We start from the raw sequence: 26,238 nt of genomic DNA, 5'->3' as shown, positions 1-26,238 counted from the left end.
AATCAGAATATTGTTCTGTTTTAAACGAATACTCCCGCCAGTTTTAATGTCATTAAATTGTCATTTCAAAGATGCTTAATTCTAACTTTAATCTATCAGGCTTCAAAAAGCTTTATATTGTACTAACTATTAATTAACCTAAATTTTATTCTTTATGAAAAAACTTCTACAAAGTTTGTTCATTTTGATGCTATTCGCTGTTTCGGCGGTTGCACAAAATCGAACAATTACTGGTACGGTAACAGCTAAGGAGGACGGTCTCCCTATCCCTGGCGTTAGCATCTTAGTCCCAGGAACAAAAAATGGAACGTTAACCAGTGCCGCAGGTAAATATGCATTAAGCGTTCCTGCTAGTGCTACCAAAATTCAATTTGCCTATGTTGGTTATGTAACCCAGGAAATTACAATCTCGGGGGATGTTGTAGATGCGGTTCTCGTATCCGATACAAAACAACTTAGTGAAGTAGTTGTATCTTCCTATGGGGTGGTTAGACAATCACGATCTGTGGCAAACAGTGTGGTCAAAGTTACTAACGAACAAATTACCCAAGTTTCAGAGCCAGATGTTTTAAAAACACTTCAAGGAAAAGTTGCTGGTGTGGATATTCGTACTTCGCAAGGTACTCCTGGCGCCGCGACGAGGATACAAATGAGGGGTAATACATCATTCTCTGGAGATTCACAACCGCTAATTGTTGTTGATGGGGTGCCTTATAGCAATGATCAGGTAACAACTTCGAGTCAGTTAGGTGGAGGTGGTGCTTATGGTAGCGGAATTGCTAACATTGATCCGAATGACATCTTGAGTATTGTTCCCCTAAAAGGTTCAGGTGCTGCAGCGCTTTATGGCTCTCGTGCATCTAATGGGGTACTTTTAATTACAACCAAAACAGGAAGTGCTGGATCAAGCAAGCGAGGTTTCGAAGTAAATGTAAAAAGTTCTGCTTCACTGGAGCAAATAGCAAAGTTGCCGGAACTACAAAACCTTTATGGTACAGGTTCTTATGGCAATTATTCTGCTTCAAATGGTTCGTGGGGGCCGGCTTTCACTTCGAGGTCTACCATTCCTGCATGGTCAGCTTACTTAGCTGCCTATCCAGAATTGTTTCCTGATGGCACTGTGCCATATAAAGCTTATCCTGACAATGTTGCCAGTCTGTTTAAAGATGGATATGTGTTGGAAAACTCTGTGAGTTTAAACGGTGGTGACGATAAAAATGCAATTGTGGTAACCGCATCTCAGCTAAATCAAAAAGGGTATGTGACAAATTCTGACTATAACCGTTCTAATATCGCTGTGGGTGGTAGCTCTAAGCTAGCTATGGGACTGACAATTAAAGGGAATTTAAGTTACAGCCGCTCTACTCAAACGGGAGGTTATTTTGGAGAGACTCAAAACGGAGCTCCTTCATTGTTTTCAAGAAGTTTATTCTTGGGACGTAACTGGGATTTAAGTCTTCCTTTTGAAGATAAAAATGGCAACAGTATCATATATGCTGGAGCGGGACAATTTGATAATCCATTATGGTCGGCAAAATACAATACCACAAATACTGCTGAAGAGCGGATGATTGCTAATATGAAAGCCGACTTAAATTTGACCAAATGGGCAAATCTTTCATTTGCGCTAGGAACAAACGTAAATACACTTAACCGTCGCGAAGTTATTGAAGTAAGCTCAAGGGCGGCTGAAGGTAAAGGACGATTAACTCTAGATAACTACCGTAAGCAAGAAATTGAGTCAACTACCCTATTAAATCTAACGCCTAAATTTGAAGGAGATTTCTCATTAACTGGTTTGCTAGGATTTAACTTTAATCAACGTGGTTCAACTCGTAATGCGGAGATTGGAAATCAATTTATTGAACGCGGAGTACATAGTTTAAGAAATACTTCTCAACAAAGTTTTGCTGCAGATTCTTATTCAAGAAGAAGGATTTTTGGGTTATTTGGTGAGGCAACTGTAGGATACAAAAACTATGCATTCGTTACTGCAACAGCCCGTAACGACTGGTCTTCAACACTTCCAGTTGACAACAGAAGCTACTTCTATCCAGCAATTCAAGGAACATTTATATTTACTGATGCGTTGAAAGTTGAAAGTTCTGTGCTAGACTATGGAAAAATTAGAGCTAGTTATGCAAAAGTTGGTCGTGATGCAGATCCTTATGGAATCGATAACGTTTTTGTATTTAATAGCAACTTTCTTGGTATACCAAATGCAGGTATCAGTTCAACGGCAAATGATCCTAATTTAAAACCAGAGTTTACAAAGGAATTCGAGGTTGGAACTGAGTTAAGTTTCTTTACCCAGCGACTGAATCTAGACGTGGCTTACTATAATAAAATTTCGACAAACCTAATCGTGCCAATACCTACCCCTTCCAGCTCAGGTTTTGTGGCTTACTACACCAATCTTGGTGAGATAAGCAATAAAGGTCTCGAAATACAGCTATCAGCTACACCAGTTCGTTCTCGTTCTGTTACCTGGTCTTTAACAGGAGCATTAACCAAAAACAAGAACATGGTTGAAAAGCTTAAAGAAGGCGTTACAAGAGTTGACCTTGCTGGTTTCGCAGCCTCTACAGGTTATTCAGCATATGCAGAAGCAGGAATGCCTTACGGCTATCTTCGCGGTTCAAGAAGTTACAGAGATGAAGTTGGAAACCTTTTAATTGATCCTGCTACAGGAGCGTTAATTGATGATGTTGAACAAGGATTCATTGGTGATCCAAATCCAAAATATAAGTTTGGGTTGACCAATACAGTTACAGTTAAAGGGATTACTTTTTCTGCTTTACTAGATTATACCAGAGGGGGAAGTGTTTATTCGACAACAATTCAAAACGAGTTAGGTCGCGGTACTTCCTCTTTAACTGCAGACAGAGAAACCACTTGGGTTATACCTGGTGTGTACGGTGATCCAAATACTGGTAAAGCATTATTAGATGCAAGTGGAAACAAAATACCAAACATCACTAGAATCACAACCAACGATTTATATTTTAACGGCGGTGGTGCATCTACCTTTGCTACAAATGGAGCTAACGAATGGAGTGTTTATGACGCTACTGTATATAAGTTAAGGGAGATCAGCATTGGTTATACTATTCCAAAATCATTGTTCAAGAAAGCGCCAATAGGTTCGATTCGTGTAAGTGCAACCGGTAGAAACCTTTGGTTCTATGCTCCTAACATTCCAAAGGGAACTAATTTTGACCCTGAAACTAATAGTTTCGGAGCGACAAACATTCAAGGTATTGAACTTTCCACTGCTCCAAATGTTAAACGTTACGGTTTTAACCTTAATGTTACTTTCTAACTATAAAAATATTTGATATGACAAGTAAAATAAAATATTTAATTCCGGCTGTGCTGATGATCATGTCATGCAAGAAAAGCCTGGATATTAATTCAGATCCATATAGTCCGGCCACCGTTAGCGTGCCTAAGCTACTTCCTGCTGTGGAGTTAAACTTAGGTGTTAACTTAGCTACATCATCAGGGTTATCACAAGTTCTGGAAGTATACATGCACCGTTACGTAGTAAGGGAAGATCCAAATCAATACGGTGCTACTGGTGATGATTTTAATATTATCAATGCCTGGTCTGGTCTTTACACCAGTACATTGACAAATTTAGATGTAATTATTGCTGAAGGAACTGCAAAAGGCAACCTAAAATATGCAGGCATTGCTGAGGTTCTTAAAGCTTATACTTATAGTCAACTCGTTGATGTCTTTGGTGATGTTCCTTTTTCAGAGGTCAATAAGCTTGTTTCTGATAAGATCATTAGTCCTAAATTTGATAAGGGAGCAGATATCTATCCTCAACTTATTACATTGTTGGATAAAGGTATTGCTGACATGGCTGCAACGGCGACTAATGCGCTTACACCAGGTACTGATGACGTAATCTACAAAGGAGATATTGCGAAATGGACTAAAGCCGCAAATACTATCAAATTGAAGCTTTATCTTCAACAAAGGCTAACCAAGAGTGTAACCGCTGAAGTAAATGCTTTAATTACAGCAGATAAATTGATCAGCACAACTGCAGAAAGCTTTGTGCTTCCGTTTGGACCAAATGGCGCAACAGATGATCGTAATCCAGGATTTGCTGACTATTTTGCTGCTCAAAGAAGCCAATACCAAAGTCCTTGGTTCTATGAGGTGTTAAAAGGCTATAATCCGAGTATTTTTACAGGAACTCCTGATCCACGTGTACCTTACTATTTCTTCAATCAGTTAAAGCCAACGGGAGCAAGTACAAACCCAACAGAATATAGAGATGGCGGATTTCTTTCCATTTATTTTGGATCTACGGGACCGAACGCTGCACAGTCGCAACAAAATTTCATGACAGAGCCAGGAATTTATCCTGTAGGCGGAAAGTATGATGATGGCAGCGGCGGGCCCGTATCGGCATCAAGCGGCACAGGTGCTGCGCCATATAGATTTATAACCTATGCAGATGTACTGTATATGAAGGCAGAACTTATCAAAACAGGTGTAATTACTGGTAACGCTGCTACAATGCTTCAGTCTGCAATTCAGGAATCTTTCAAACAGGTTGACTATGTAGTAACAAATTTTGTAAAGCCAACACAAACTGTTCCTGCTTTAGTAGGTTCTACTGCGGTAACAAATTATATTACAAAAGTTATGGCAGAATATGCAGCGCCGCATTTTGTTACGGGTTATGGTGCTACTACTGTTGATGCTAAACAATTGGAGATTATCATGACGCAGAAATGGATATCAAGTTTTGGTAGCGCCGTAGATGCCTATACTGATTATAGAAGGACGAAATATCCTACAATTTTTGATCCTTCTAATACGGCAATGGCACCTGGAGGTAAAGTTCAGCCACCAGTTAATGGAGATCCTGCGCAAAGTCCACAACCGGCGGTCACTGTTCAGGTTTCTAAAAAATATCCTTTGACATTACCTTGGTCCAACCCAGAGTTATCAACCAATGCTAACGCACCCGGACAGAAAGTGGATCCGTCTACATACAAACCATTTTGGTTACCATAATATTTAAACATAAATCAATCGACATGAAAAAATTAGTTATATACATGTTTATCTTCTCTATTGTAATTGCGGCCTGCCGCAAAGAGGATAACCCGAAAATTCCTGTATTGGAAAGAGTTCCACTGGCTAAATTGTCAGTAGATAAAACTGGCGACGCGACAATATCTGCATTGGCCCCTGATGCCTTTTCAGGAAAATTTGTTGTAGATCTTTATTACCCTAACGATACCAAACCAACTAAGTTTGACATCGTTGTTATAAAGAACGGGAATGCCGCAGTTGTAAAAACCATCCAGGCAAATGTTACGACCTATCCTACTACATTGACGTTGACCGGAACGATGATAAAATCCCTATTTGGAGTTTCGTCTGTACTGGGAGATAGTTACACAATCGGTGCGGATGTAACTGTAAATGGCAAAACTTACCCTGCGTTTTCAACATTGGGTGGTACTACTAAAGGAGGTGTTTCTTCATTGGCAGGTTCAACTCCTCAAATTACATTTTCTGCTGTTTGTCAGTTTAAAATGTCAGATTATGGAGCGGTAGGGGCATCAGTTCCTTACACCGTTGTAGAAGACGGCTGGTTAGATTATGCTGTTGGACAAACTATCCCTGTTACCATTATTGATGCCACGCATTTATCTTTCATGTACGGTGCCAATGATGCAAAGCCTATTGTAATTACCGTAAATCCGGCGGACAATACTACTTCTGTTGCTAAAGTAACTTATGGAAACTACGGGCCAGGCCCAACCTTCTCAGCAGTTTCTGTAGCAAATAGCCCAAGTAATGTAGTTGCACCATGTGAAGTTAAAGTAGGCGTTAAATTAACGCATACAGATTCTAGCGGTGGCGGTTACGGAGATTATGTAATTACTTTAAAGAGGAAGTAGCCTGTTGTTGCCGAAAAGACGATTTGTAAATCGCATTTTGTCCGAAACTTAGGTTTATTAAAGTCTTTCGCATAAATTGAAGTTTAATATCATTAAAAAAGCCATTCTTAACTTAAGAATGGCTTTTTTTGATATATTTTAGGGCAAAGTTTTACTTACTGTTACGGTTTTCTCAATTTTTGATTTTAATGTTGAGTTTTCTAATAACTCGATATTCAGTTTGTTTTGATTTTGACTGCTCGGCCAATAATTGTTAAAAAAAGTTAAAAGTTCTGTTTTTTTCTCATAAATGAACATGATCAACTTATTATTTTATTGAAATCTGTTTTGGGAAAATTTAATTCTTTTAATGCAGCATTTTAGACGTTTTCTAAGCTCAATATTTAGTCATTGTTATGTCATAAACTATTCAGTTTATAATAAAAATTATGCTTGCATATAATATTGGATATATATTTAGGCATTATTAACTAACCTAAATTTATATTTTATGAAAAAACTTCTACAAAGTTTGTTCATATTGCTGTTTATCGCAGGGACTGCGATGGCGCAACAAAGAACAATTACTGGTACAGTTACAGGAAAGGACGATGGCTTGCCACTACCAGGTGTGACTGTAAGAATTCAAAATTCAAAAGTTGGAACTCAAACAGCAAGTGACGGTAAATACGTGATCAACGTACCAGCTGGTTCTGCGTCACTTGAATTTTCCTACCTTGGTTACACCTCTCAAGTTTTGCCTGTAGGAGAGTCAAACGTTGTCAATGTATCATTGGCTGCTGACTCCAAAGAACTTGGAGAAGTTGTGGTAACTGCTCTGGGTATTACAAGGGTTAAAAGAGATCTTGGTTATTCTACTCAAACTGTAAAAGCAGATCAGCTTCAAGATAAAGGTGATGGTAACATCCTAAACCTCCTACAAGGTAAAATCGCTGGTGTGGAGATCACAGGAGCCAGCGGTAGCGCCGGTTCATCTACAAATATCATTCTTCGTGGTATGTCATCAATGTCTGGAACAAATCAGCCATTATTTGTGGTTGATGGTATTCCAATTAGTAATGATCTGGATAACACGACTAACACCTTATTTACAAACCAACCAGCAAATAGGGCTCTGGATTTGAATGCAAATAACATTGAGTCTATGAACATTCTTCAAGGTCCTGCTGCCGCAGCTTTATATGGATCAAGAGCATCTGCCGGTGCGATCATTATCACAACCAAAAAAGGAAGCGGTATGGCAGGCAAAACTGATGTTACTTTGAATTCATCTTATGGTGTACAAAACGTATATGGTTTTCCAAAGCTTCAAAATGAATTTGGGCAGGGTGCTAGTGGTGTTTTCAACTCAACCTCTACAAACTCGCTTGGCTTAAGGTTTGGAACTACCCCATCTTTAGCTAACGGATTGATTGTAGCTCCAAACACTGCGCCAAATGTTAATGGTATTGTTTATGCGCCAGGAGATATCATTCCTTACGCACCTTACAAGGATAACTTTGCCAATTATTTCAATCAAGGAACTGCTTGGGATAATAACTTGCTGATCAATAGTGGTGATGCGAAAAACAACTACTCGTTCAGCGCAGGAAATTCGAGCACTAAAGGTATTCTGCCTTCCTCTGAATTCAAGAAAACAACTATTCAGTTCAGTGCTGGTAAGCAACTTACTGAAAAATTGAACATGACTGGTAGCATTAACTACTTCAATACGCTTCAAAATGGCGCTACTACTCAAGGTAATGGTGCTAACAGTAGTATTTTTGGTATTTTTGGTGTAACGAGAAGTACAAACCTCGACTACTACAGGGAAAACTACAAAAATCCAGATGGAACGAACAATTGGTTTGTTACAGGTAGAGATAACCCTTATTTCGCAGCTTATGAAAACTCATTCAAAAGTAACCTCGGCCGTTTCTTAGGAAATGTGAATATTGGTTATGATGTTACGAATTGGTTGAATGTAAGTTACCGTTTAGGGTTAGATACATATACTGACAGACGTAAACGCTACGTTGCTGTTGGTTCAACACAGGCTACAAGTTCAGCCGGAAGTATTCTTGAAGATAACTTTTTTAGAAGTGAAATAAATGGAGATCTCCTAATCACTGCTAAGAAAAATGATATTTTCGTTCCAGGTTTAAATGCAACTGCGTTATTAGGCCAGAACGTAAACCAAAGAGTATTCCAGAATCAATATGTTTCTGGAGTAGGTCTTACCATCCCTAACTTTACGAATGTAAGTAACGGTGCTGTCTTCACAGGATCAGGTGAATCAAATACAAAAAGAAGGTTATTGGGTTACTACAGTCAGGTAACCTTAGGATATAATAACTACATATTTTTAGACTTGACTGGTCGTGTAGATAAATCTTCTACTTTGTCTTCGAAAAATAATACTTATTTCTACCCGTCTGCCTCTACAAGTTTTGTATTCACTGATGCATTTAAGATTCAGTCTGACATCCTTTCTATTGGAAAAATTCGTGCTTCATATGCAAAAGTCGGTAAAGACGCTTCTCCTTATAGTTTAGAAAGTACTTATTCAACAGGTGGTTACGGAAACAACACTGCTAGCTTCACATTCCCTTATGGATCAATTGCCGGATTTGGAGCTTCAGGAACAATAGGAAACCCAGATTTAAAACCCGAGTTTACTACATCTTATGAGTTTGGTTTGAGTTTGGGCTTGTTAAAAAATAGGTTATCATTGGATGCGACTTACTACAATCAAGGGAGTAAAAACCAGATTGTTAGCGTGGCCTTGCCAACTTCAACCGGGTTTAACTCAAGGCTAACAAATATTGGACAGATTAAAAATAAGGGTGTTGAATTGTTATTAACAGCTACCGCTGTGAGATCTAGCGCTGTGAGCTGGGATATCTCTGCCAATTTCTCAAGAAACATCAACAAAGTTATATCGATCGCTCCGGGTATTACTTCATTCCAAGTTGCTGGAAACGTGTTTGGTGGAGTTATTCCTTCGATCTATGAAGGACAGGCTTATGGTGTGATTGTTGGAAGCAAGCAATTGAGAAGTCCGGACGGACAATTAGTTGTTGATAAAAACACTGGCTTGTACAACACTTCAACAATTCCAAATCAAATCGTTGCGGATCCAAATAAAGAATGGACTGCAGGTTTGACTAACACAGTTAGATACAAAAGATTTACATTTAGTGGATTGGTTGATTTCAAAAAAGGTGGAGACATCATCTCTTGGACAGCTGCTACATTTAGAGCTAATGGATCTTTAGCCGTGACAGCTGAAAACCGCGAAGAGCCTCATATTCTACCTGGTGTTATCCAAAATGCTGATGGCTCTTACAGCCCTAATAATATCCAAATTCCTGGTCAGACTTATTGGAACTCTGGGTTTGGTGGAATCGGCGGTGGAGAATTCACTGTGTTTGATGCAACGACATTCAGATTAAGAGAAATTACACTAGGATACGATCTTCCTGGTAGTGTACTTAAAACCGGCGCAATCAAAAACATTCGTTTAACTGTTTACGGAAGAAACCTTTATTACTACGCACCTAATAGTCCTATTGACCCTGAAGTTAACACTCAAGGAGCAGGAAATATTCGTGGATTGGAGTTGCAAAGCGCTCCTAATACCAGGAATTTCGGCGCTAGTTTAAGAGTAACTTTCTAATATTATAATTATAAAGACATATGAAAAAATTTATAATACTTGCAGCAGTTGCTTTATCATTCGCATCCTGCAAAAAGTTTTTAGATGTAAACAACAACCCCAATAACCCAACGGCTGTTCCATCTAAAGTTTTATTACCGAACACTAGCATTGGAATTGGATGGGCAAATACTAACGAGCTTGGTAGGGTATCCTCCGTTTTAATGCAATATAATACAGGGTTAGCCAATTCTGCACTAACATACGATTCTTACAACATCGCTGGCCTTTTTGACAACCAGTGGGATTTTGAGATCTATGCGGCAGTTGTAAATAACCTTCGGATAATTATTAAACAAAGTGAGGCAAATGATCCAGCATACTCTGGAATTGCAAAAATTCAGTTGGCTTATATCATATCCGTTGCAACAGATCTTTGGGGTGATGTTCCTTACTCTCAAGCGGGCTTTGGACTAGAATTTCCTCAGCCGCGTTATGATAAGCAAGAAGATATCTATCAAGGAAACACTGCTTTAGGAATCGTTTCATTATTTGATTTGGTGAAAAGTGGAATAGCTGATCTGAATAAGACTTCGGTGTTAAAGCCTACAACTGATGATATAATTTATTACTCATCAGCAACACCAACGACGAACATTGCGAAATGGAAAAGAGCGGGTAATTCACTGCTTTTAAAATTTGCTATGACTGTTTCTAATGTGAACAAAGCATTGGCTACTTCAACGATCAACGATGTCCTTGCAAGTGCTGATGGTTATATTAATGATAATACACTTGATCTTCAGGTGCCATTTTCTACAGCAGCAGGTAATCAGAATCCAATGTATGTTCAGGACATATCTGGAAGTTTTAAAAATGGTGAAATGTTAAGCTCAAGATTATTGGCTCTATCTAAAAGCTTAAATGATACTGTAAGATTATCAAAAATGTATACTAAGCCATTGGGAACAAGGTTTGTTGCATTTGAAAACGGTCAAACAGGAGCCGCTCCTGCTCTAGCAAGCAGATCACAATACAACACGTATGTCGTTGGAGCAGCAGGTGAGGCACCGGCTAGATTGTTAACCAACTTCCAAATGAAATTTATCTTAGCAGAAGCTGCTGTTACATTGGGGATTAATGCAGCAAACGCCAATACGCTATATCAAGATGGTATTAGGGCGTCAATGACTAAGGTAGGTATGACTACAGCAGAAATCACTAATTATTTTACAACTAACCCAACAGTAGTAACATTAAGTGGTACCCCAGCAAATATGGTTAAGCAGATCATTACTCAAAAGTATTTGGCATGGGTAGGTAACGGTATAGAGGCGTATAATGACTATAGGAGAACAGGTTACCCTGTATTGGCTCTTGCGTTAAACGTTACTGGTGGTGACAATCCTTCTGTTATCCCGAAACGTCTTGCCTATACATCAAAAGAAGCAAATTCAAACCCTAACCAACCAGCTCCGAGACCGAAAACGGATCAAAAAGTTTGGTGGGCTTTGTAGAATTAATATGATCATTAATACTTTTAAATACGAATCATGAAATTAAATATAAAACCAATTCTATTTTTAGGAGTAATACTTTCTGTGGCATTTGGATCTTGTAAAAAAGAGAATATATCGCTGAAAAATAATTATCCTGAAATACCAGTAACAGTTGCCAATAAGGTAGCTACGTTTACTGCGCCTACTGTCAGTACTTCATTTGCTGCCGGGGCACCAATAAGTATTGTTTTAAGTATTCCAGCATCATCTGGAAGAACCATAAAGGAAATTACCAGAGTAGCGGCTGCCACAACTTATGGCAGTGTTCAGGTAACAACCGGATTGTACAACACCGCGCCTATTGCAGGAAATGGGACAACCGTTACTTTCAGCACAACATTGGCAGAATATTATACTAAAACAGCTACGCCTGTTGCATCGCAATTAACAGCCGCAACTTCAGGCACAGCAACTAGTTTGTTAACTAGAAACTTTTACTTTATGATCACATTAGACAATGGTCAGGTAATTGTTCCAACTTACGCTAGAGTTTACGTAGACAAATAGTAAGGCTATTTCGATGGAAAGGCGTCTAACTGATTCAGTTAGACGCCTTTTTATTTGTTACATATATATATATATATATATATATCAGAAGAGAACAGACATAGATGTACTTTTAACATCTGCCCTTATTTTCCTCCCAACTACCATCGCCCTGTTATCTTCAATATGCCCAAAGGGGAAATCAAAACATACAGGGTAATCATAGTCCTTAACTAATTCCCATATAACTTCTTCGGGTGATGAGCCAAAGGGTATATCTTCTATTGATATCTCATTAAACGCACCGACAATCAGCCCTTTTAACTTCGCCAATTTTCCACTGCGCTTTAACATCCGCATCATGCGGTCTATGGAATATTCATGTTCCCCTACATCTTCCAGGAAGAGAATTTTATCAGTATAATCTATTTCAGAGGAAGATCCTTGAAGCATTACCAATAAAGTAAGATTTCCACCAATCAATATACCGTCAGCTTCTCCTGAGCGGTTTTTTATCTTGCATTTAGACTCATAATTATAAACCAAATCTCCGCCAAAAAGTGCTGTTTTAAGCGATAGAAGTGCCTCTGTACTGGAATCATGAAATGTATAAGGCATTTGCGCATGAATACATTGTACACTATAGCGAGCAAAAATGTGGGAAAGTAATACCGTTATATCGCTGAAGCCAACAATCCATTTTGGGTTCGCCACAAATGCGGTAAAATCAAGTTCATCTATAATCCTAAGGGTGCCGTATCCACCCCTTCCGGCTATAATTGCTTTTATTGATGGGTCATCCAAATAGGTTTGTAAATCTTTAGCTCTTAGGGCATCGTCACCTGCAAATTGATGGTAACTTGCGGTTACTGTTTCGCCAATTATAACCTCCAGTCCCCAATCTTCTAAAACAGCGACAGCATCGTCAATACTGCGCGGTAATTTCTTAGCCGGACAAACGATCGCGACTTTGTCGCCCTTTTTTAAATATGCTGGCTGTTTAATCATTGGTAAAACACTTATCTTTGCCAAAATAATAAAAATAGTTTTGGATAACAGTAAAATAAAGAGATATACCGTAACAGCAGCATTGCCATACACCAACGGCCCTGTCCATATTGGTCATTTAGCCGGCGTTTACCTGCCTGCAGATACCTATGTGCGGTATTTAAGGTCTAACAAGCGTGATGTAAAATTTATTTGTGGCTCTGATGAAAATGGTGTTCCCATTACATTAAAGGCCAAAAAAGAAGGGGTTACACCACAAGTGATTGTAGATAAATATCACAAAATTATTGGCGATTCTTTTAGGGAATTTGGCGTATCATTCGATATTTACCACCGTACTTCCTCTTTAACACACCACCATACAGCCTCAGATTTCTTCGAAACACTTTATGAAAATGGTGTTTTTACAGAAGAAGTAACAGAGCAATATTACGATGAAAAGGCACAAACCTTTTTGGCCGATAGGTACATTACTGGTACCTGTCCTAAGTGCGGAAACGAGAATGCTTACGGTGACCAGTGCGAAAACTGCGGAAGTACGCTAAACGCAACTGATCTTATCAATCCGAAATCAACCTTATCAGGCGAAAAGCCCGTTAGAAAAGAAACCAAAAACTGGTTCCTTCCCCTGGACCAATACGAGGATCGTTTAAGAACATATATAGAAAGTCATAAAGAATGGCGACCAAATGTTTATGGACAGTGCCAAAGCTGGTTAAACGCAGGTTTACAACCAAGGGCAATGACCAGAGACTTAGATTGGGGTGTAAAAGTGCCGGTAAAAGGCGCCGATGGGAAAGTGCTTTATGTATGGTTCGACGCACCTATTGGCTATATTTCTGCTACTAAAGAGCTCTTTGAATATGCACGGTTAGACGTTTGGAATCCAAAGGCAGAAGAATATTACATCAACCAAAACGAAGTAGAAAAAGGTAACTGGGAAGAATATTGGAAAGATGAAAGCACTAAACTGGTACACTTTATAGGTAAAGATAACATCGTATTTCACTGCATTATATTCCCTGCTATGCTCATGGCGCATGGCGATTACATCCTTGCAGATAATGTCCCGGCCAATGAATTCCTAAACCTGGAAGGGCAGAAAATTTCTACCTCTAAAAATTGGGCGGTCTGGTTAAATGAATATTTGCTTGAGTTTAAAGACAAGCAGGACGTACTTCGTTATGTGTTAACTGCTACTGCACCAGAAACGAAAGACAACGATTTTACCTGGAAAGATTTTCAGGCCAGAAATAACAATGAACTGGTTGCCATATTGGGTAATTTTATCAATAGGGTTACGGTTTTAACGCATAAGTATTTTGCTGGCAAAGTGCCTATGCTAATGGAAATAACAGACATAGATCAACAAGTAATTGATGAGCTTGCTGCTTATCCTGCCAAGATCAGTGCTTCTATTGAAAATTATCGCTTTAGAGAGGCCTTGTCGGAAGTGATGAATGTTGCCCGCTTGGGTAACAAATACCTGGCAGACACAGAGCCTTGGAAGGTGATCAAAACAGATGAAGACCGGGTAAGAACCATCTTAAACATTAGTCTTCAAATTGCTGCCAACATTGAGATCCTAATAGAGCCATTCTTGCCATTCACGGCAGATAAGCTGATGAAAATGCTCAATTATGGCGGTCACCTATGGGAAGATGCGGGTAGTATTAACCTACTACATCGCGGCCACCAATTGAATGAGCCAACTTTATTGTTTGAGAAAATAGAGGACGAGGCAGTTCAGGCGCAAATTGATAAGCTCAATCAGAGCAAAGCAGATAATGCTGTCCCAGCGGCTACTGAATCTGCAAAAGAGAACATACAGTTTGATCAGTTTACGGCGATCGATATCCGTGTTGCTACAATTATTGCTGCGGAGAAAGTAGAGAAAACCAAGAAATTGCTCAAGTTAACTTTAGATACAGGAATAGATCAGCGAACCGTAGTTTCGGGCATTGCAGAGTATTATAGCCCAGAAGATGTTGTTGGTCAGCAGGTAAGCTTAATCGTAAATCTTGCTCCAAGAGAAATTAAGGGCATACTGTCCCAGGGAATGATATTGATGTCGGAGGATGCAGATGGAAAGTTAGCGTTCGTTTCACCTATCCAGAAACACCATAACGGAAGCATCATCAAGTAAGGGTGATCTGCGCGGCAAGCTCTAGATCCTCTGTGATTTTGAGGGATATTACAGATTCATTATAGCTGTATCACGTTTTTATCATGGACTCATTAGTATGCTTTTCCGATCTCTCTTACTTTTTTCGCGAACTCAACACCTTTTAATTTTACGAGATTACCTTGTTGAAGAGGTAAGTTTTATTACTATATTTGCGCCTGCAATTGGATTTAATGAGAGTGTTGCAACTTGGTCCCGTAGTTCAACGGATAGAATAGAAGTTTCCTAAACTTTAGATATGAGTTCGATTCTCGTCGGGACCACTAAAAAGAGAGAGCATTGTTGTTCTCTCTTTTTATTTAGATGCTATTTCTGTATCAATTACATGCTTCGATGGGTGTCATGATCGTAAACTTCAGAATAAAATGATTAGTTTAGGAAAAGCGCGATCATGAAAAAAGTTGTTATTTTCGGTGTTATCTTCTTCCTGTTTTACCAGTCGGGTTTTGCACAACTTCACCTGCCGATTACGGTTACTCATTCAGAGAATGGAAAATTTTCGATTAAGTCCGTTTCCTACAATTGGGGCAGGTACAATCCTAAAGGTTTGTCTACTGTTTATAAAGGGAGCAAGGTATTGTACAAAATTGATAGATCATTTCATTTGTTCGAAAGAAACGGGGATATTGAAAATGCTTTTTTAGCGATTTCTAATGATGGTTCCACTGTTGCTTATTTAGCTCAGATGGCAGACCAATACCCCGACTATGAAAATGTGGTAATTTATAAAAATGGGAAATTTTTAAAGTCTTACACCTTGACAGCCTACAGTAGCATCGACACAATACGGTACAATTCACAGCTTTTTTACGCCAATAGCGATAAGGTTATGGATTATGTTGTGGTACCCGATTCTGGTTTACGTTGGTTTTACAAAAAGAATGTCAGCGAACGGGACTTATTCCTGTCTAAAAATTCCGTGTTTAGCCACAATGATACGATCTACTCTACGGATCCTCAGGAAATGGTCACAATTTTTGACTTGCGGCGTGCACAGATTGTTGAAAAGGTCCCTTTTGACGGGATTTATAGCCGGATAAAAAATTATAAGCGAATAGCCCCTGATTATGATTTTGCGCTAATGGCTAATAAACGTATTAATGATTTTAAAGTTAAAGGCAAATCGACTAAAGTTTCAGATACGTTAGAGAAATTGCTGGGAATTCAGTATTTACTGCCTGACGATCCAGACTTGAATAAATATAAATTGTACAATTTCGGGCTTCAAGGTTATCTGAGCCGGGATGGCAAGTTTACAATTGATGAGTTCAGGTTGGATTCAATACTTGACAGAACGCTGATCGAGAAATTCTTTAACACAACCAAATTTGAGGCAGAAATGATTTCGGCAAAATTGGATAAACAAGCCTTCTTTTTCTATGGCATATTCGGAAAACCTATTGATGAGGCAGCTGAAAAGGAGATTATGGCTAAAAGACAAGAGCTTAACCGTAGATTAACGCTAGATTCCATTAATCACATATACATTCCGTCAAACATCAGGTCCTGTTTTATAGAACTGGATAAAAAACTAACACCAGAAGCGATTTCGAATTTAAATGCCTTAAAATCAGCAGGTGAAATGGACAATCTCGATTTTGGAATGGGTATGTGGATGCGAAATAATTGGGGGCTTTGGGGAGGTTCCAGATTGTCTGTTTACATGAGGCAACGTGGATTTAAAGACCCAGATTTCATGTCTAGCACAATTCTACGATACTATTATTTTTGGTTCAAAGGTAATAGTGAGATTTACAAACAGTTCGAGGCAAAATATCCTGTTGACTGATCAGAAAATGTTATAAAAATCACGGTTGCAATCAATGTACCATACGCTTATTTCAACATCGCCACCTGCAAGTACAACATCACTTAAGATGGCATAATTTTGCCAATTGGCGTTTGCAAATAAGGGGCAGGAAAATCACCGTAGCGTCTTTTTCAAAACAAAGCAGCACCATTTTTTCAGCCATTGAAAAAAAATGGTCTAAGTGCACCCGTATTTTAACCTGTTTTAAGCAGGCGAGCCACATTAATGTAGATAATAATTATCTTAAAAGCTTATTACGAAATAGCGATTTGTATGTTTAAAAAAACTAAGAATATGTTAATGGCCCTGGCCATAACATTTTTTATTGTTAATTCAGTAAAGGCCGTAAATCAGGAGAACCTACAAAATTTTTTTCGGCAGAATCCAACTATTTTAAGCGCAACTAAGCTTAACACCCACACTATTGAACTGGTGCTTTCACACAAAAAGCGAATGCTGATTGATTTTTATGGAGATAACATATTCAGGCTATTTCAGGACACGATGGGTGGAACTTTCCGTGATCCGGAAGCAAAGCCTGAAGCGAGGATTTTAGTGGATAACCCTCGAAAACCTATCTCATCATTAATCTTAAGTGATTTAAACAATCAAATTGCCGTTAAAAATAAACAAATCACTTTAGTATTTGATAAGCAAACAGCTCAATTTAAAGTACTGAATACCGCAACACAAAATGTAGTGTTAGAACTAATTAGGCCCATCAGTTTCGATCCCAAACAAGTACTCCTGACTTTAAAAGAAAACGATAACGAATATTTTTATGGTGGTGGTGTACAGAATGGGCGCTTTTCGCATAAAGGAAGAGTCATTTCCATTGAAAATCAAAACAGCTGGACTGACGGGGGTGTTGCTTCTCCGACACCATATTACTGGTCTACAAAAGGCTATGGCTTGATGTGGTACACTTTTGAAAAAGGCAGATATGATTTCGGCGCCAAGGAAAAGGGAGTGGTTAAATTATCCCATGATAGCCCCTATTTGGACGTGTTTTTCATGATCGATCAAGATCCTGAATCTTTGTTGAATGATTTCTACCAGCTAACAGGAAACCCAGTGCTGTTGCCTAAGTTTGGATTTTATGAGGGCCATCTCAATGCTTATAATAGAGACTATTGGAAGGAAGACCCAAAAGGAATTTTGTTTGAAGACGGGAAAAGCTATAAGGAGAGTCAGAAAGATAACGACGGAATTAAAGAGTCACTGAATGGCGAAAAAAATAACTATCAGTTTTCTGCCCGCGCCGTGATAGACCGATATAAGAAAAATGATATGCCACTAGGCTGGATATTACCTAATGATGGGTATGGGGCAGGTTATGGACAAACGCCTACTTTAAATGGTAACATAGATAACCTAAAAGCATTTGGAGATTATGCCCATAAGAACGGTGTAGAAATTGGTTTGTGGACCCAGTCAGACTTGCACCCTAAACCTGAAGTTGGCGCTTTGCTGCAAAGAGATATTCTCAAAGAAGTACGTGATGCTGGAGTACGGGTATTAAAAACAGATGTAGCCTGGGTGGGTGCCGGATATTCTTTTGGTTTAAATGGCGTGGCTGATGTAGCGCAAATTATGCCTAAATATGGCAACGATAGTCGCCCATTCACCATCTCGTTAGACGGTTGGGCAGGAACACAAAGGTATGCCGCCATTTGGTCTGGCGATCAAACAGGCGGTGTTTGGGAATACATTAGGTTCCACATTCCTACTTATATTGGTTCAGGGTTATCAGGGCAACCTAATATCACTTCTGATATGGATGGCATTTTTGGTGGCAAAACCCCAATTGTTAATATCCGCGATTTTCAATGGAAAACCTTTAGTCCTATGCAATTGAATATGGATGGCTGGGGGTCTGATCCTAAGTATCCGCATGCTTTGGGCGAGCCGGCCGCGTCTATAAACCGTAATTATTTAAAGTTGAAGTCGGCATTGATGCCTTACACTTATAGTATTGCCAAAGCTGCGGTGACAGGTCTGCCTATTATAAGGGCAATTTTTTTAGAATATCCCAATACGTACACTATGGGTCAGGCTACTCAATATCAGTATCTCTATGGATCCGATTTTTTAATTGCACCAATTTATCAGGCTACCAGATCTGATGCCGAAGGGAACGATATTAGAAATGGTATTTATTTGCCTGAAGGGATATGGATAGATTATTTTTCAGGAGAAAAATATGAAGGCAATCGCATCATCAATAATTTCGATGCCCCTTTATGGAAGCTGCCCGTGTTTGTTAGAGGCGGAGCTATTATTCCGATGACAAATCCGAATAATAATGTGTCAGAAATAAATAAAGGAAATCGCATTTACGAGTTTTATCCTCAGGTGAAGAGCTCATTTATTGAATATGACGACGATGGTACAACAGAGGCATATAAATTGGGTAAGGGTTCAACCACAGTTATCACTTCAACTCTGAATAAACAAAGTACACTACAACTACTTGTTCAACCAACTAGAGGGGATTTTAATGGATTTGTAAAGCAAAAATCAACAGAGTTTAAGATTAATGTTACTCAAAAGCAAAAGCGTATCTCGGCAAAGATAGGAACTCGGGGTATTAAGCTAAAGGAGGTTCAAAGTATGACAGACTACAATAGTCAATATAACGTTTACTATTATGATGCTGCGCCAAACTTTAATGCTTTTGCTACAAAAGGTAGCGATTTTGAAAAACAAGTGCTGAGTAAAAACCCTCAGCTATTAGTTAAGTTAGAAGCAACCGATGTGAGCAAGAATGCCGTATCGGCAACAGTCGGCGGGTTCCAGTTTACTCCGGTTGAAAGGAATCTTGTTTTAGCCGGCCCACTTACCGCACCATCCAATCCCGAAGTTGTAAATGAAAATAGAGAAGCGTATGCGCTCAAACCTACGTGGAACAAAGTGCAAAATGCCGATTTCTATGAGATAGAATTTAATAGCGTGCTTTACAGCACCATTAAAGATACCACGCTTTTGTTTGATGGCCTACAAGCTGAAACTAGTTATTCCTTTAAAATTCGCGCAGTAAATAAACAAGGCCGTTCTGAATGGACAGAATTCAAAGCAACCACTAAAAATAATCCGCTGGAGTTTGCGATCGCAGGAATAGTTGGCAAAGCTTCAGTACCAGACGAGGAAAATGCAGAGGTAGATAAGCTTTTTGATTTTGATGAGGGTAATATGTGGCACACCAAATGGGGGACAAAAGCGGTTCCATTTGATTTGGTAATTGACCTAAAATCTATAAACCAACTGGATAAATTTAATTATTTGCCACGTACCGGACGAGGTAATGGCGTATTGTTAAAAGGAACGGTTTATTATAGCAATAACAAGGAAGACTGGAATCCCGCTGGCAGTTTCGAATGGGTAAACAACGATGCTGTTAAAGTATTTAGTTTTGACAAGCACCCAGCTGCCCGTTTTCTTAAGCTAAGCATTACGGAAGGCGTAGGTAATTTTGGATCAGGTAGGGAATTGTATGTGTTCAAAGTACCGGGTACGGAGAGCGTTATTCCCGGGGATATTAATAATGACCATTTAATTGATAGAAATGACTTAGTCTCTTATACGAATTATACTGGTTTACAAAAAGGGGATGCCGACTTTGAAGGTTATGTAAGTAATGGCGACATCAACAAAAACAATCTTATAGACGCTTATGATGTTTCAATAGTCGCCACCCAATTGGATGGCGGAGTAACTAGCGATAGTGCTGAGAAAGTTTCGGGTAAGATTGAACTGAGTACAACGAAACAAGGCTATAATCAAGGGGAAACAATAGCGATTAGGGTGAAGGGCACAAACCTTAAATCAGTAAATGCCTTAAGTTTTGCACTGCCTTATAATCAAAGTGATTATGAATTTGAAGGAGTGGAAAGTCTGGCAGTTAAAAACCTGGAAAACCTGACTAATGACAGGTTACATACCAGCGGCGTTAAAACGCTGTATCCAACCTTTGTTAATGTTGGTGAAAAACCATTAATTGATGGCACAGTGGATCTGTTTGTTATAAAGCTTAAGGCGAAACGAAAGTTAAAATTCGATCTTAAAATGGCAGACGGCTTTTTAGTAGACAAGAAGCTAAATACCGTTAGATTTTAATTGGGATCTACAAACACCCTTTTTACGGCATTTAAGTATCCATAGCCAAATACGTTATCTGGCTGCAAGTAGCTGGTTTCAGTCCATTCGTTCCAACTGTTAATTGTGATAAGCGGAACTTGTTTAGGATGAGCATCCGCAAAGGCTTTTGCCATTCTTAATCCTTTTTCAAAGTTTTCAGGTGTGTTGTTTTTAACTACAGCGCTGTGGCCCGTTCGAGGACTATTATCCCAGCCTACGCTGATGTGTGGATAGTAAGTAAATTGGAACGCAGTATCTATTCTTGCCCATTCTTTTTTTACGTTCTCAAGAACATTTACATAATCGTCGTTAACATTCGTAAAATGTACAAACTGATAATGCGTTGCGCTGGTAAAGCCTAATTTCTTTACAAATGCATTTTCAGGATTTTTAGTTTTGCTGCCATCGAATCCACTGTAGTTGGTGTTGATTGACCACATGGTTAACTGTAGATCAAGCCCAGGGAAGCCCGCCTTTTTCGTTTCTTCTTTAAACCAGTTTAATGCATCAGCAGCTTGATCTACACCCCCTAATCCCTCAATTAACTGTGGAAGATCGTAGATCATAAATACTGGCTTACCATTGATCTTGTAATATTGTGGAAGCTTAAAGTACTTGCTGATGTTACGTTTGCAGATTTTTTCAAATTCTGGGCGACTAACTTTTCCTGTCCATATCACATTGTTCTCATTGTATTTATTCAACCGGGTGTCCCAGGTATTAACTACGTCATGATTGGCCCACATCAGGTAAAACTTCATATCGCTGGAGTTATCTGCTTTAAGAAAACCATTGTCAAGCGTAGTCTCCATAAACGGCCGACCATCATACCAATACCAATCAAAGATGAACACGTTCACACCATGCTTTACCGCCTGATTAATTTCCATAGACATTACTGAAGGATCCGACTCATTTACTGGTCCCCACAATGGTATGCGGTTCCAATAGTGTCCCGGAAATCTTTGCTGCATTGAAGTAACGGTTTCCCATTCTCCATTACCTGCTGGCCAAAATGGGCGCAAGCGCGGATCATCACTTACATACGCCGGATATAGAAATGCTGCAACATCATATTTTTGCTTTTTCTGTACTTGCTTATTTTGTGCAAAGGTTGATATGCAAGTAATCAACCCGAGCAAAATAAGCGTAAAGTTTAGCGATATTTGGAGTATAGGTCTTGATCTCATTTCGGGATATTTGGTTAGGACAGCAAGTATGCTAATCAAATCTATTTTCTTTTTACAAATTATCCATCATGTACTGTCATGTAGATTTGACTTGATTAATTGATCGTTTAAATATTTTGGAGAATGAGTATATTTCAATGAGCCAATACTTTAAGCTATGACTACAAAAATTGAAACCATTGAGGAGTACATTGCTTCTTTTCCTCAAGATGCGCAAACACAAATGAAGGAAGTGAGGGAAGCAATCAGAAAGGCAGCTCCTGATGCACAAGAACGCATAAGTTATGCCATACCTACTTTTACGCTTAATGGTAATTTGGTGCATTTTGCAGCTTATAAAAATCACATTGGATTTTATCCGGGAGCTGCTGGGATTGCCGCGTTTAAGGAAAAACTCTCCGTCTATAAAGGGGCTAAGGGTTCTGTGCAATTCCCAATCGATAAACCCATGCCGCTTGACATCATTACGGAGATCACCAGATTTAGGGTAGAGCAAAATCTGGCAAAGCCGCAAAAAAAGAAGCGATAGCTATTTGCCGGTAGGGAAATTTTCGATTACCAGAATTGCTGCGCCGACCAGTTCTGCATCCAACCCGATCTCGGAGATCAGGATTTCAGTTTCACTTGCCAAACGTGGAATGCAATACTTGTTTAGCGCTTGTTGAATCGGAGCAAGTATTAATTTCCCTACCTTAACTCCACGTCCGCTTATTACAATCACTTTTGGATTCATCAGGTGGATCAATATAGAAAGGGCTCTTCCAATCTTATAACCGGCTTCAGAGAGTAGTTCAACTGCAAATGGATCGCCCTTCAAAGCAAGTTCCATCAGTGCGTTTCCTGCATCTAAATCTGATTTTTCAGTGTAATGCTGAAAGCTGGAAATTCTTCCGCTTCTAACACCATTTCTGGCTATTTCAGAAACAGCAAGCAAGGACGCTTCAGCTTCAAGGCAACCTTGCTTGCCGCAAGAACATAATGCGCCATCTTCTGCAATAGGGATATGGCTCACTTCACCTGCAAAACCAGCATGACCTCTAAATAATTCACCATTAATGATCATTCCCAATCCAATTCCCCAACTCAGGTTTACGACCATCACATCTTTGATAGATCTTGCGATACCAAATTTCAATTCAGATAACGCGATCAAACTGCTATCATTGTCGATAAACACGGGCAAACCCGTTGCTTCAGAAATGGAATCGGGGATACTTTTTTTTCCAGAGCTGAGATAGGTATAGTTTATCCCTTCATTAACGTTAATGAAACCAGGCATCCCAATCCCTATGCCTACCAGTTTTTTTTTGTCGATGTTCTGATGGTCAACATGATCTTTTATGATGGTTATCAAGGCGTTTAAAGCATCGGCATTGTTCCTTAAGTCAAGATCAAATATTGATACAGGAGAGGTATAGTTGTTCAGCAAATCTACCGTCACTATCTTGGTTGAGAGTTGATCCATCGCTACTGCAACAACAAAAAGCCGATCTGATTTTACCGCGTACATCAAGGGCCGCCTACCTCCGCTGGAAGGGGCATGACCCTTTTCAATAACCAAACCCAGTTCCATCAAATGGTTGAGCGACTTGGTAACTAACGGAATACTTTTTGCTGTTTTCAAGCTCAGCTCTGCGCAAGACATGATCTTCCCATAATAGAGCTGCTGGATAATTTGGGCGTAAAGCTTCGAGTTCTTTTTATTGGTATTAAACACGATAATGTCTTAAAGGTAGACCACAAAATTAATGTTTAAATTGATAACGGTTCAAGAAGCATTCGCTTAAATTTAATAACTTAGCATTAGAATAATAAATTATGAAGTTATCCCTCTCCCTAATTCTTCTATTTGTATTCCATTTTTCTTATGCTCAAAAGAAGCCCCTCTTTGATTCGAAAGGATTAAAGGTTACCTGGGAAACCGTTGAGAACAATTACAAAGGTACAGCCGAGACCTATTCTAAGTTAACCATAACAAATTTTGGTAAAGAAGCTTTTCCTGCATATGGTTGGACAATTTATTTTAACGCTCCTAATCTGAGAAGCTTGTCTGATGAAAATACTGCACTTAAGATTGAACAGATCAATGGCGATTTCTTTAAAGTCACTCCAGGCAAGTCTTTTAAAGGCTTAAGTTCCGGCAAATCGGAAGTGCTCCAGTTGTTATCGAGAAATCTCATCAAAAGGACCGATTTGCCTAAAGGATTCTACATCGTCTTTAACAGCAAGCCGGCGGATCCAAAATCGCTAATTTATGAGGCAGTTACTGCTATTGATTATAAGGATCAGCAAAAGGAGCTGGCAGAGCAAACATTTGCAGATAATGCCATTATTGAAGACATTCCGTTAAACTTATTGCCAGCAATATTTCCAACGCCGTTAAGCACAAAAAAAACCAAGGATATTTTTAGTCTTGGGAAGCTAACAAAAATTATTACCGACCCTTCTTTTGATAAGGAAGCAAGTTATTTATCTGACGAAATTGAGAAGATTTTTGATTTTCGACCAGTAATGGGTACTATAGAAAAGCAGAATGTCATCATTTTGCAAAAGCTTTCGCTAAATTCCAGGCAAGCCTATAAATTGCAGATCACTTCTAATGAAATCATTATAGGAGCTTCAGGAAATGAAGGCATATTTTATGGAATCCAGTCTTTAAAAAATTTAATTTCACCCGCTGCATGGTCAGTGAAGCAAGAATCTGCTAGTATTCCGGGTTTACTTGTTAGTGATGCCCCGCGTTTTCCGCACCGTGCTTTTATGATGGACTTAGCCCGGAACTTCCAACCTAAAGCGGAGATTCTAAAGGTGATTGATATGATCTCCCTTTATAAGCTCAATGTGCTGCATTTACATCTTAATGACGATGAAGGATGGAGAATTGAGATACCTGGTCTACCGGAACTCACAGATGTAGGGGCTAAAAGAGGTCATACTTTAACAGAGAAAGATAACCTGATACCTTCCTTCGGATCAGGGCCTATTGTCAACTCAAATTCTGGCAGCGGGTATTTGTCTAGAGCTGACTACATTGAAATTTTAAGGTATGCTGCGATCAGACACGTGGATGTGATACCCGAATTTGAAACTCCGGGTCATGCACGGGCTGCCATAAAATCAATGGATGCCAGATACGATAAACTGATGAAGGCAGGCGACAGTGAAGGTGCTAAAAAATATTTGTTAAGGGATTTGGATGACCAGTCAGTATACCGCTCTGTACAGGGGTGGAACGATAACGTGATCAATCCGGCATTGCCATCAGTATATATTTTTATGGAAAAACTGATCGATGAAATGTTATCCATGTATAAAGAAGCTGATGCACCATTGGCAACCATACACTTTGGTGGAGATGAGGTGCCAAACGGTGTATGGGAACAATCCCCTGCTGTAAAAGCGCTGCTAAAAGCAGATACCTCGCTTAAATCTGTTGATGAAATGTGGTATTATTATTTTAAAAAGCTCAATGAGCTGCTAAAATCAAGAAAACTTTATTTGTCTGGCTGGGAAGAGATTGGCTTAAAGAAGGTTGCAATAAATGGTCAAAAGCAAATGGTATTGGATGCTCGCTTTGCCAATGAAAACTTTCACACGGATGTTTGGAATAATCTTGCGCCTAATGAGGACCTTGCCTATAACTTGGCGAATGCAGGATACAAGGTGGTTTTAACAAACGTTACCAATATGTATGTTGACTTGGCCTACAACAAGAGCTTTGATGAGCCAGGGCAGTATTGGGGTGGTTTTGTAGATATGAATAAACTTTTTGCGTTTATTCCCTTTGGTAGAAAGAGCAGTTTGACGGAACAGGGTAAGCTCAATATTGTTGGATTACAGGCCCCGCTTTGGAGTGAAATCATCAGCACCGAATCGCAATTGGAATACCTGATGCTGCCAAAATTATTTGGCCTGGCAGAGCGAAGTTGGGCGCCAAATCCAGATTGGGCAATTGAAAAGGATGTAAAAAAGGCGGCTTCATCTTATAATTATGCATGGTCTGAATTTGTCAATGTTGTAGCCAAGAAAGAACTTCCAAGACTGGATTATTACGCCGGTGGCTTTAGCTACCGGATTCCATCGCCAGGTGTAGCAGTCGCAGAAGGCAAAGTAAGTGCTAATTTACAATTGCCGGGCTTTGAAATTAGGTATACTACTGATGGCTCTGTTCCAACAAAGAACAGTAAGTTATATACAGAGCCGCTATCGGAGATTAAAAATCTGTCATTCCGGGTGTTTAATAAATCCGGGCGTGGTGGTAAGACCGTTAAATTCTAATTATCTTCGCTG

Annotated in this window: 14 protein-coding genes and 1 tRNA gene; 12 read left to right on the top strand and 3 right to left on the bottom strand. The window is 39.3% G+C overall.

The features are described 5' to 3' along the window. Positions 1-154 precede the first annotated feature (154 nt). The 6 genes from ACXZ1K_RS03085 to ACXZ1K_RS03060 all read left to right on the top strand — a co-directional run bounded on the left by ACXZ1K_RS03085 (position 155) and on the right by ACXZ1K_RS03060 (position 11,639). Entirely contained in the window at positions 155-3,322 is a 3,168-nt protein-coding gene (locus ACXZ1K_RS03085) for a SusC/RagA family TonB-linked outer membrane protein (protein WP_458971917.1), read from the top strand. A gap of 17 nt (positions 3,323-3,339) precedes the next feature. After that, on the top strand, positions 3,340-5,040 hold the full coding sequence (locus tag ACXZ1K_RS03080; protein ID WP_458971916.1) for a SusD/RagB family nutrient-binding outer membrane lipoprotein: 1,701 nt from the start codon (positions 3,340-3,342) through the stop codon (positions 5,038-5,040). 23 nt (positions 5,041-5,063) lie between these two features. Further along, positions 5,064-5,936, top strand: coding sequence for a hypothetical protein (locus ACXZ1K_RS03075; RefSeq protein WP_458971915.1), 873 nt, complete (start codon positions 5,064-5,066; stop codon positions 5,934-5,936). A 490-nt stretch (positions 5,937-6,426) separates the two neighbouring features. Next, positions 6,427-9,594, top strand: a complete 3,168-nt coding sequence (locus tag ACXZ1K_RS03070; RefSeq protein WP_458971914.1) for a SusC/RagA family TonB-linked outer membrane protein — start codon at positions 6,427-6,429, stop codon at positions 9,592-9,594. Positions 9,595-9,614: 20 nt separating this feature from the next. Next, complete coding sequence (locus tag ACXZ1K_RS03065; RefSeq protein ID WP_458971913.1) at positions 9,615-11,090, top strand: SusD/RagB family nutrient-binding outer membrane lipoprotein; 1,476 nt, start codon at positions 9,615-9,617, stop codon at positions 11,088-11,090. A gap of 36 nt (positions 11,091-11,126) precedes the next feature. Continuing rightward, positions 11,127-11,639: a hypothetical protein gene (locus ACXZ1K_RS03060; RefSeq protein WP_458971912.1), complete on the top strand. Its 513-nt coding sequence runs from the start codon at positions 11,127-11,129 to the stop codon at positions 11,637-11,639. An 84-nt stretch (positions 11,640-11,723) separates the two neighbouring features. Here ACXZ1K_RS03060 and ACXZ1K_RS03055 read toward each other — a convergent pair whose 3' ends face one another. After that, positions 11,724-12,626, bottom strand: coding sequence for a S66 peptidase family protein (locus ACXZ1K_RS03055; RefSeq protein ID WP_458971911.1), 903 nt, complete (start codon positions 12,624-12,626; stop codon positions 11,724-11,726). 40 nt (positions 12,627-12,666) lie between these two features. Here ACXZ1K_RS03055 and metG point away from each other — a divergent pair, with 40 nt between their 5' ends. The 4 genes from metG (at position 12,667) to ACXZ1K_RS03035 (ending at position 20,737) form a co-directional block, all read left to right on the top strand. Continuing rightward, a complete protein-coding gene (gene metG / locus ACXZ1K_RS03050) occupies positions 12,667-14,772 on the top strand; it encodes a methionine--tRNA ligase (protein ID WP_458971910.1) in 2,106 nt (701 codons plus the stop codon). Positions 14,773-15,002: 230 nt separating this feature from the next. Then, positions 15,003-15,074: transfer RNA gene (locus tag ACXZ1K_RS03045), tRNA-Arg, on the top strand. A gap of 128 nt (positions 15,075-15,202) precedes the next feature. Continuing rightward, complete coding sequence (locus ACXZ1K_RS03040) at positions 15,203-16,600, top strand: DUF6794 domain-containing protein (protein WP_458971909.1); 1,398 nt, start codon at positions 15,203-15,205, stop codon at positions 16,598-16,600. Between the two features lie 294 nt (positions 16,601-16,894). After that, positions 16,895-20,737 (top strand): TIM-barrel domain-containing protein, encoded by a 3,843-nt coding sequence (locus ACXZ1K_RS03035; protein ID WP_458971908.1) that lies wholly within the window; start codon positions 16,895-16,897, stop codon positions 20,735-20,737. On the opposite strand, the gene ACXZ1K_RS03030 is transcribed toward ACXZ1K_RS03035, so the two are convergent. Further along, a complete protein-coding gene (locus tag ACXZ1K_RS03030; RefSeq protein WP_458971907.1) occupies positions 20,734-21,948 on the bottom strand; it encodes a glycosyltransferase WbsX family protein in 1,215 nt (404 codons plus the stop codon). The genes ACXZ1K_RS03035 and ACXZ1K_RS03030 overlap by 4 nt on opposite strands. A gap of 157 nt (positions 21,949-22,105) precedes the next feature. Here ACXZ1K_RS03030 and ACXZ1K_RS03025 point away from each other — a divergent pair, with 157 nt between their 5' ends. Then, entirely contained in the window at positions 22,106-22,477 is a 372-nt protein-coding gene (locus ACXZ1K_RS03025; RefSeq protein WP_458971906.1) for an iron chaperone, read from the top strand. Here the strand turns inward: ACXZ1K_RS03025 and ACXZ1K_RS03020 are convergent, their stop codons facing one another. Further along, positions 22,478-23,665 carry an ROK family protein gene (locus ACXZ1K_RS03020; protein ID WP_458971905.1) on the bottom strand — a complete coding sequence of 396 codons (1,188 nt, stop codon included), beginning with the start codon at positions 23,663-23,665 and terminating at the stop codon, positions 22,478-22,480. 101 nt (positions 23,666-23,766) lie between these two features. Here ACXZ1K_RS03020 and ACXZ1K_RS03015 point away from each other — a divergent pair, with 101 nt between their 5' ends. After that, complete coding sequence (locus ACXZ1K_RS03015) at positions 23,767-26,226, top strand: family 20 glycosylhydrolase (RefSeq protein ID WP_458971904.1); 2,460 nt, start codon at positions 23,767-23,769, stop codon at positions 26,224-26,226. Positions 26,227-26,238 lie beyond the last annotated feature (12 nt).

Source organism: Pedobacter jaeyakensis, from assembly GCF_054461315.1.
The sequence above is the reverse complement of the archived record's forward strand: the minus strand, read 5'-3'. Positions and strand labels throughout refer to the sequence as shown.

What these genes read in the sequence shown, in the direction of transcription:
- ACXZ1K_RS03085 (WP_458971917.1), top strand. Translation starts at nt 155, where the DNA reads ATGAAAAAACTTCTACAAAGTTTGTTCATTTTGATGCTATTCGCTGTT.
- ACXZ1K_RS03080 (WP_458971916.1), top strand. Translation starts at nt 3,340, where the DNA reads ATGACAAGTAAAATAAAATATTTAATTCCGGCTGTGCTGATGATCATG.
- ACXZ1K_RS03075 (WP_458971915.1), top strand. Translation starts at nt 5,064, where the DNA reads ATGAAAAAATTAGTTATATACATGTTTATCTTCTCTATTGTAATTGCG.
- ACXZ1K_RS03070 (WP_458971914.1), top strand. Translation starts at nt 6,427, where the DNA reads ATGAAAAAACTTCTACAAAGTTTGTTCATATTGCTGTTTATCGCAGGG.
- ACXZ1K_RS03065 (WP_458971913.1), top strand. Translation starts at nt 9,615, where the DNA reads ATGAAAAAATTTATAATACTTGCAGCAGTTGCTTTATCATTCGCATCC.
- ACXZ1K_RS03060 (WP_458971912.1), top strand. Translation starts at nt 11,127, where the DNA reads ATGAAATTAAATATAAAACCAATTCTATTTTTAGGAGTAATACTTTCT.
- ACXZ1K_RS03055 (WP_458971911.1), bottom strand. Translation starts at nt 12,626, where the DNA reads ATGATTAAACAGCCAGCATATTTAAAAAAGGGCGACAAAGTCGCGATC.
- ACXZ1K_RS03040 (WP_458971909.1), top strand. Translation starts at nt 15,203, where the DNA reads ATGAAAAAAGTTGTTATTTTCGGTGTTATCTTCTTCCTGTTTTACCAG.
- ACXZ1K_RS03035 (WP_458971908.1), top strand. Translation starts at nt 16,895, where the DNA reads ATGTTTAAAAAAACTAAGAATATGTTAATGGCCCTGGCCATAACATTT.
- ACXZ1K_RS03030 (WP_458971907.1), bottom strand. Translation starts at nt 21,948, where the DNA reads ATGAGATCAAGACCTATACTCCAAATATCGCTAAACTTTACGCTTATT.
- ACXZ1K_RS03025 (WP_458971906.1), top strand. Translation starts at nt 22,106, where the DNA reads ATGACTACAAAAATTGAAACCATTGAGGAGTACATTGCTTCTTTTCCT.
- ACXZ1K_RS03015 (WP_458971904.1), top strand. Translation starts at nt 23,767, where the DNA reads ATGAAGTTATCCCTCTCCCTAATTCTTCTATTTGTATTCCATTTTTCT.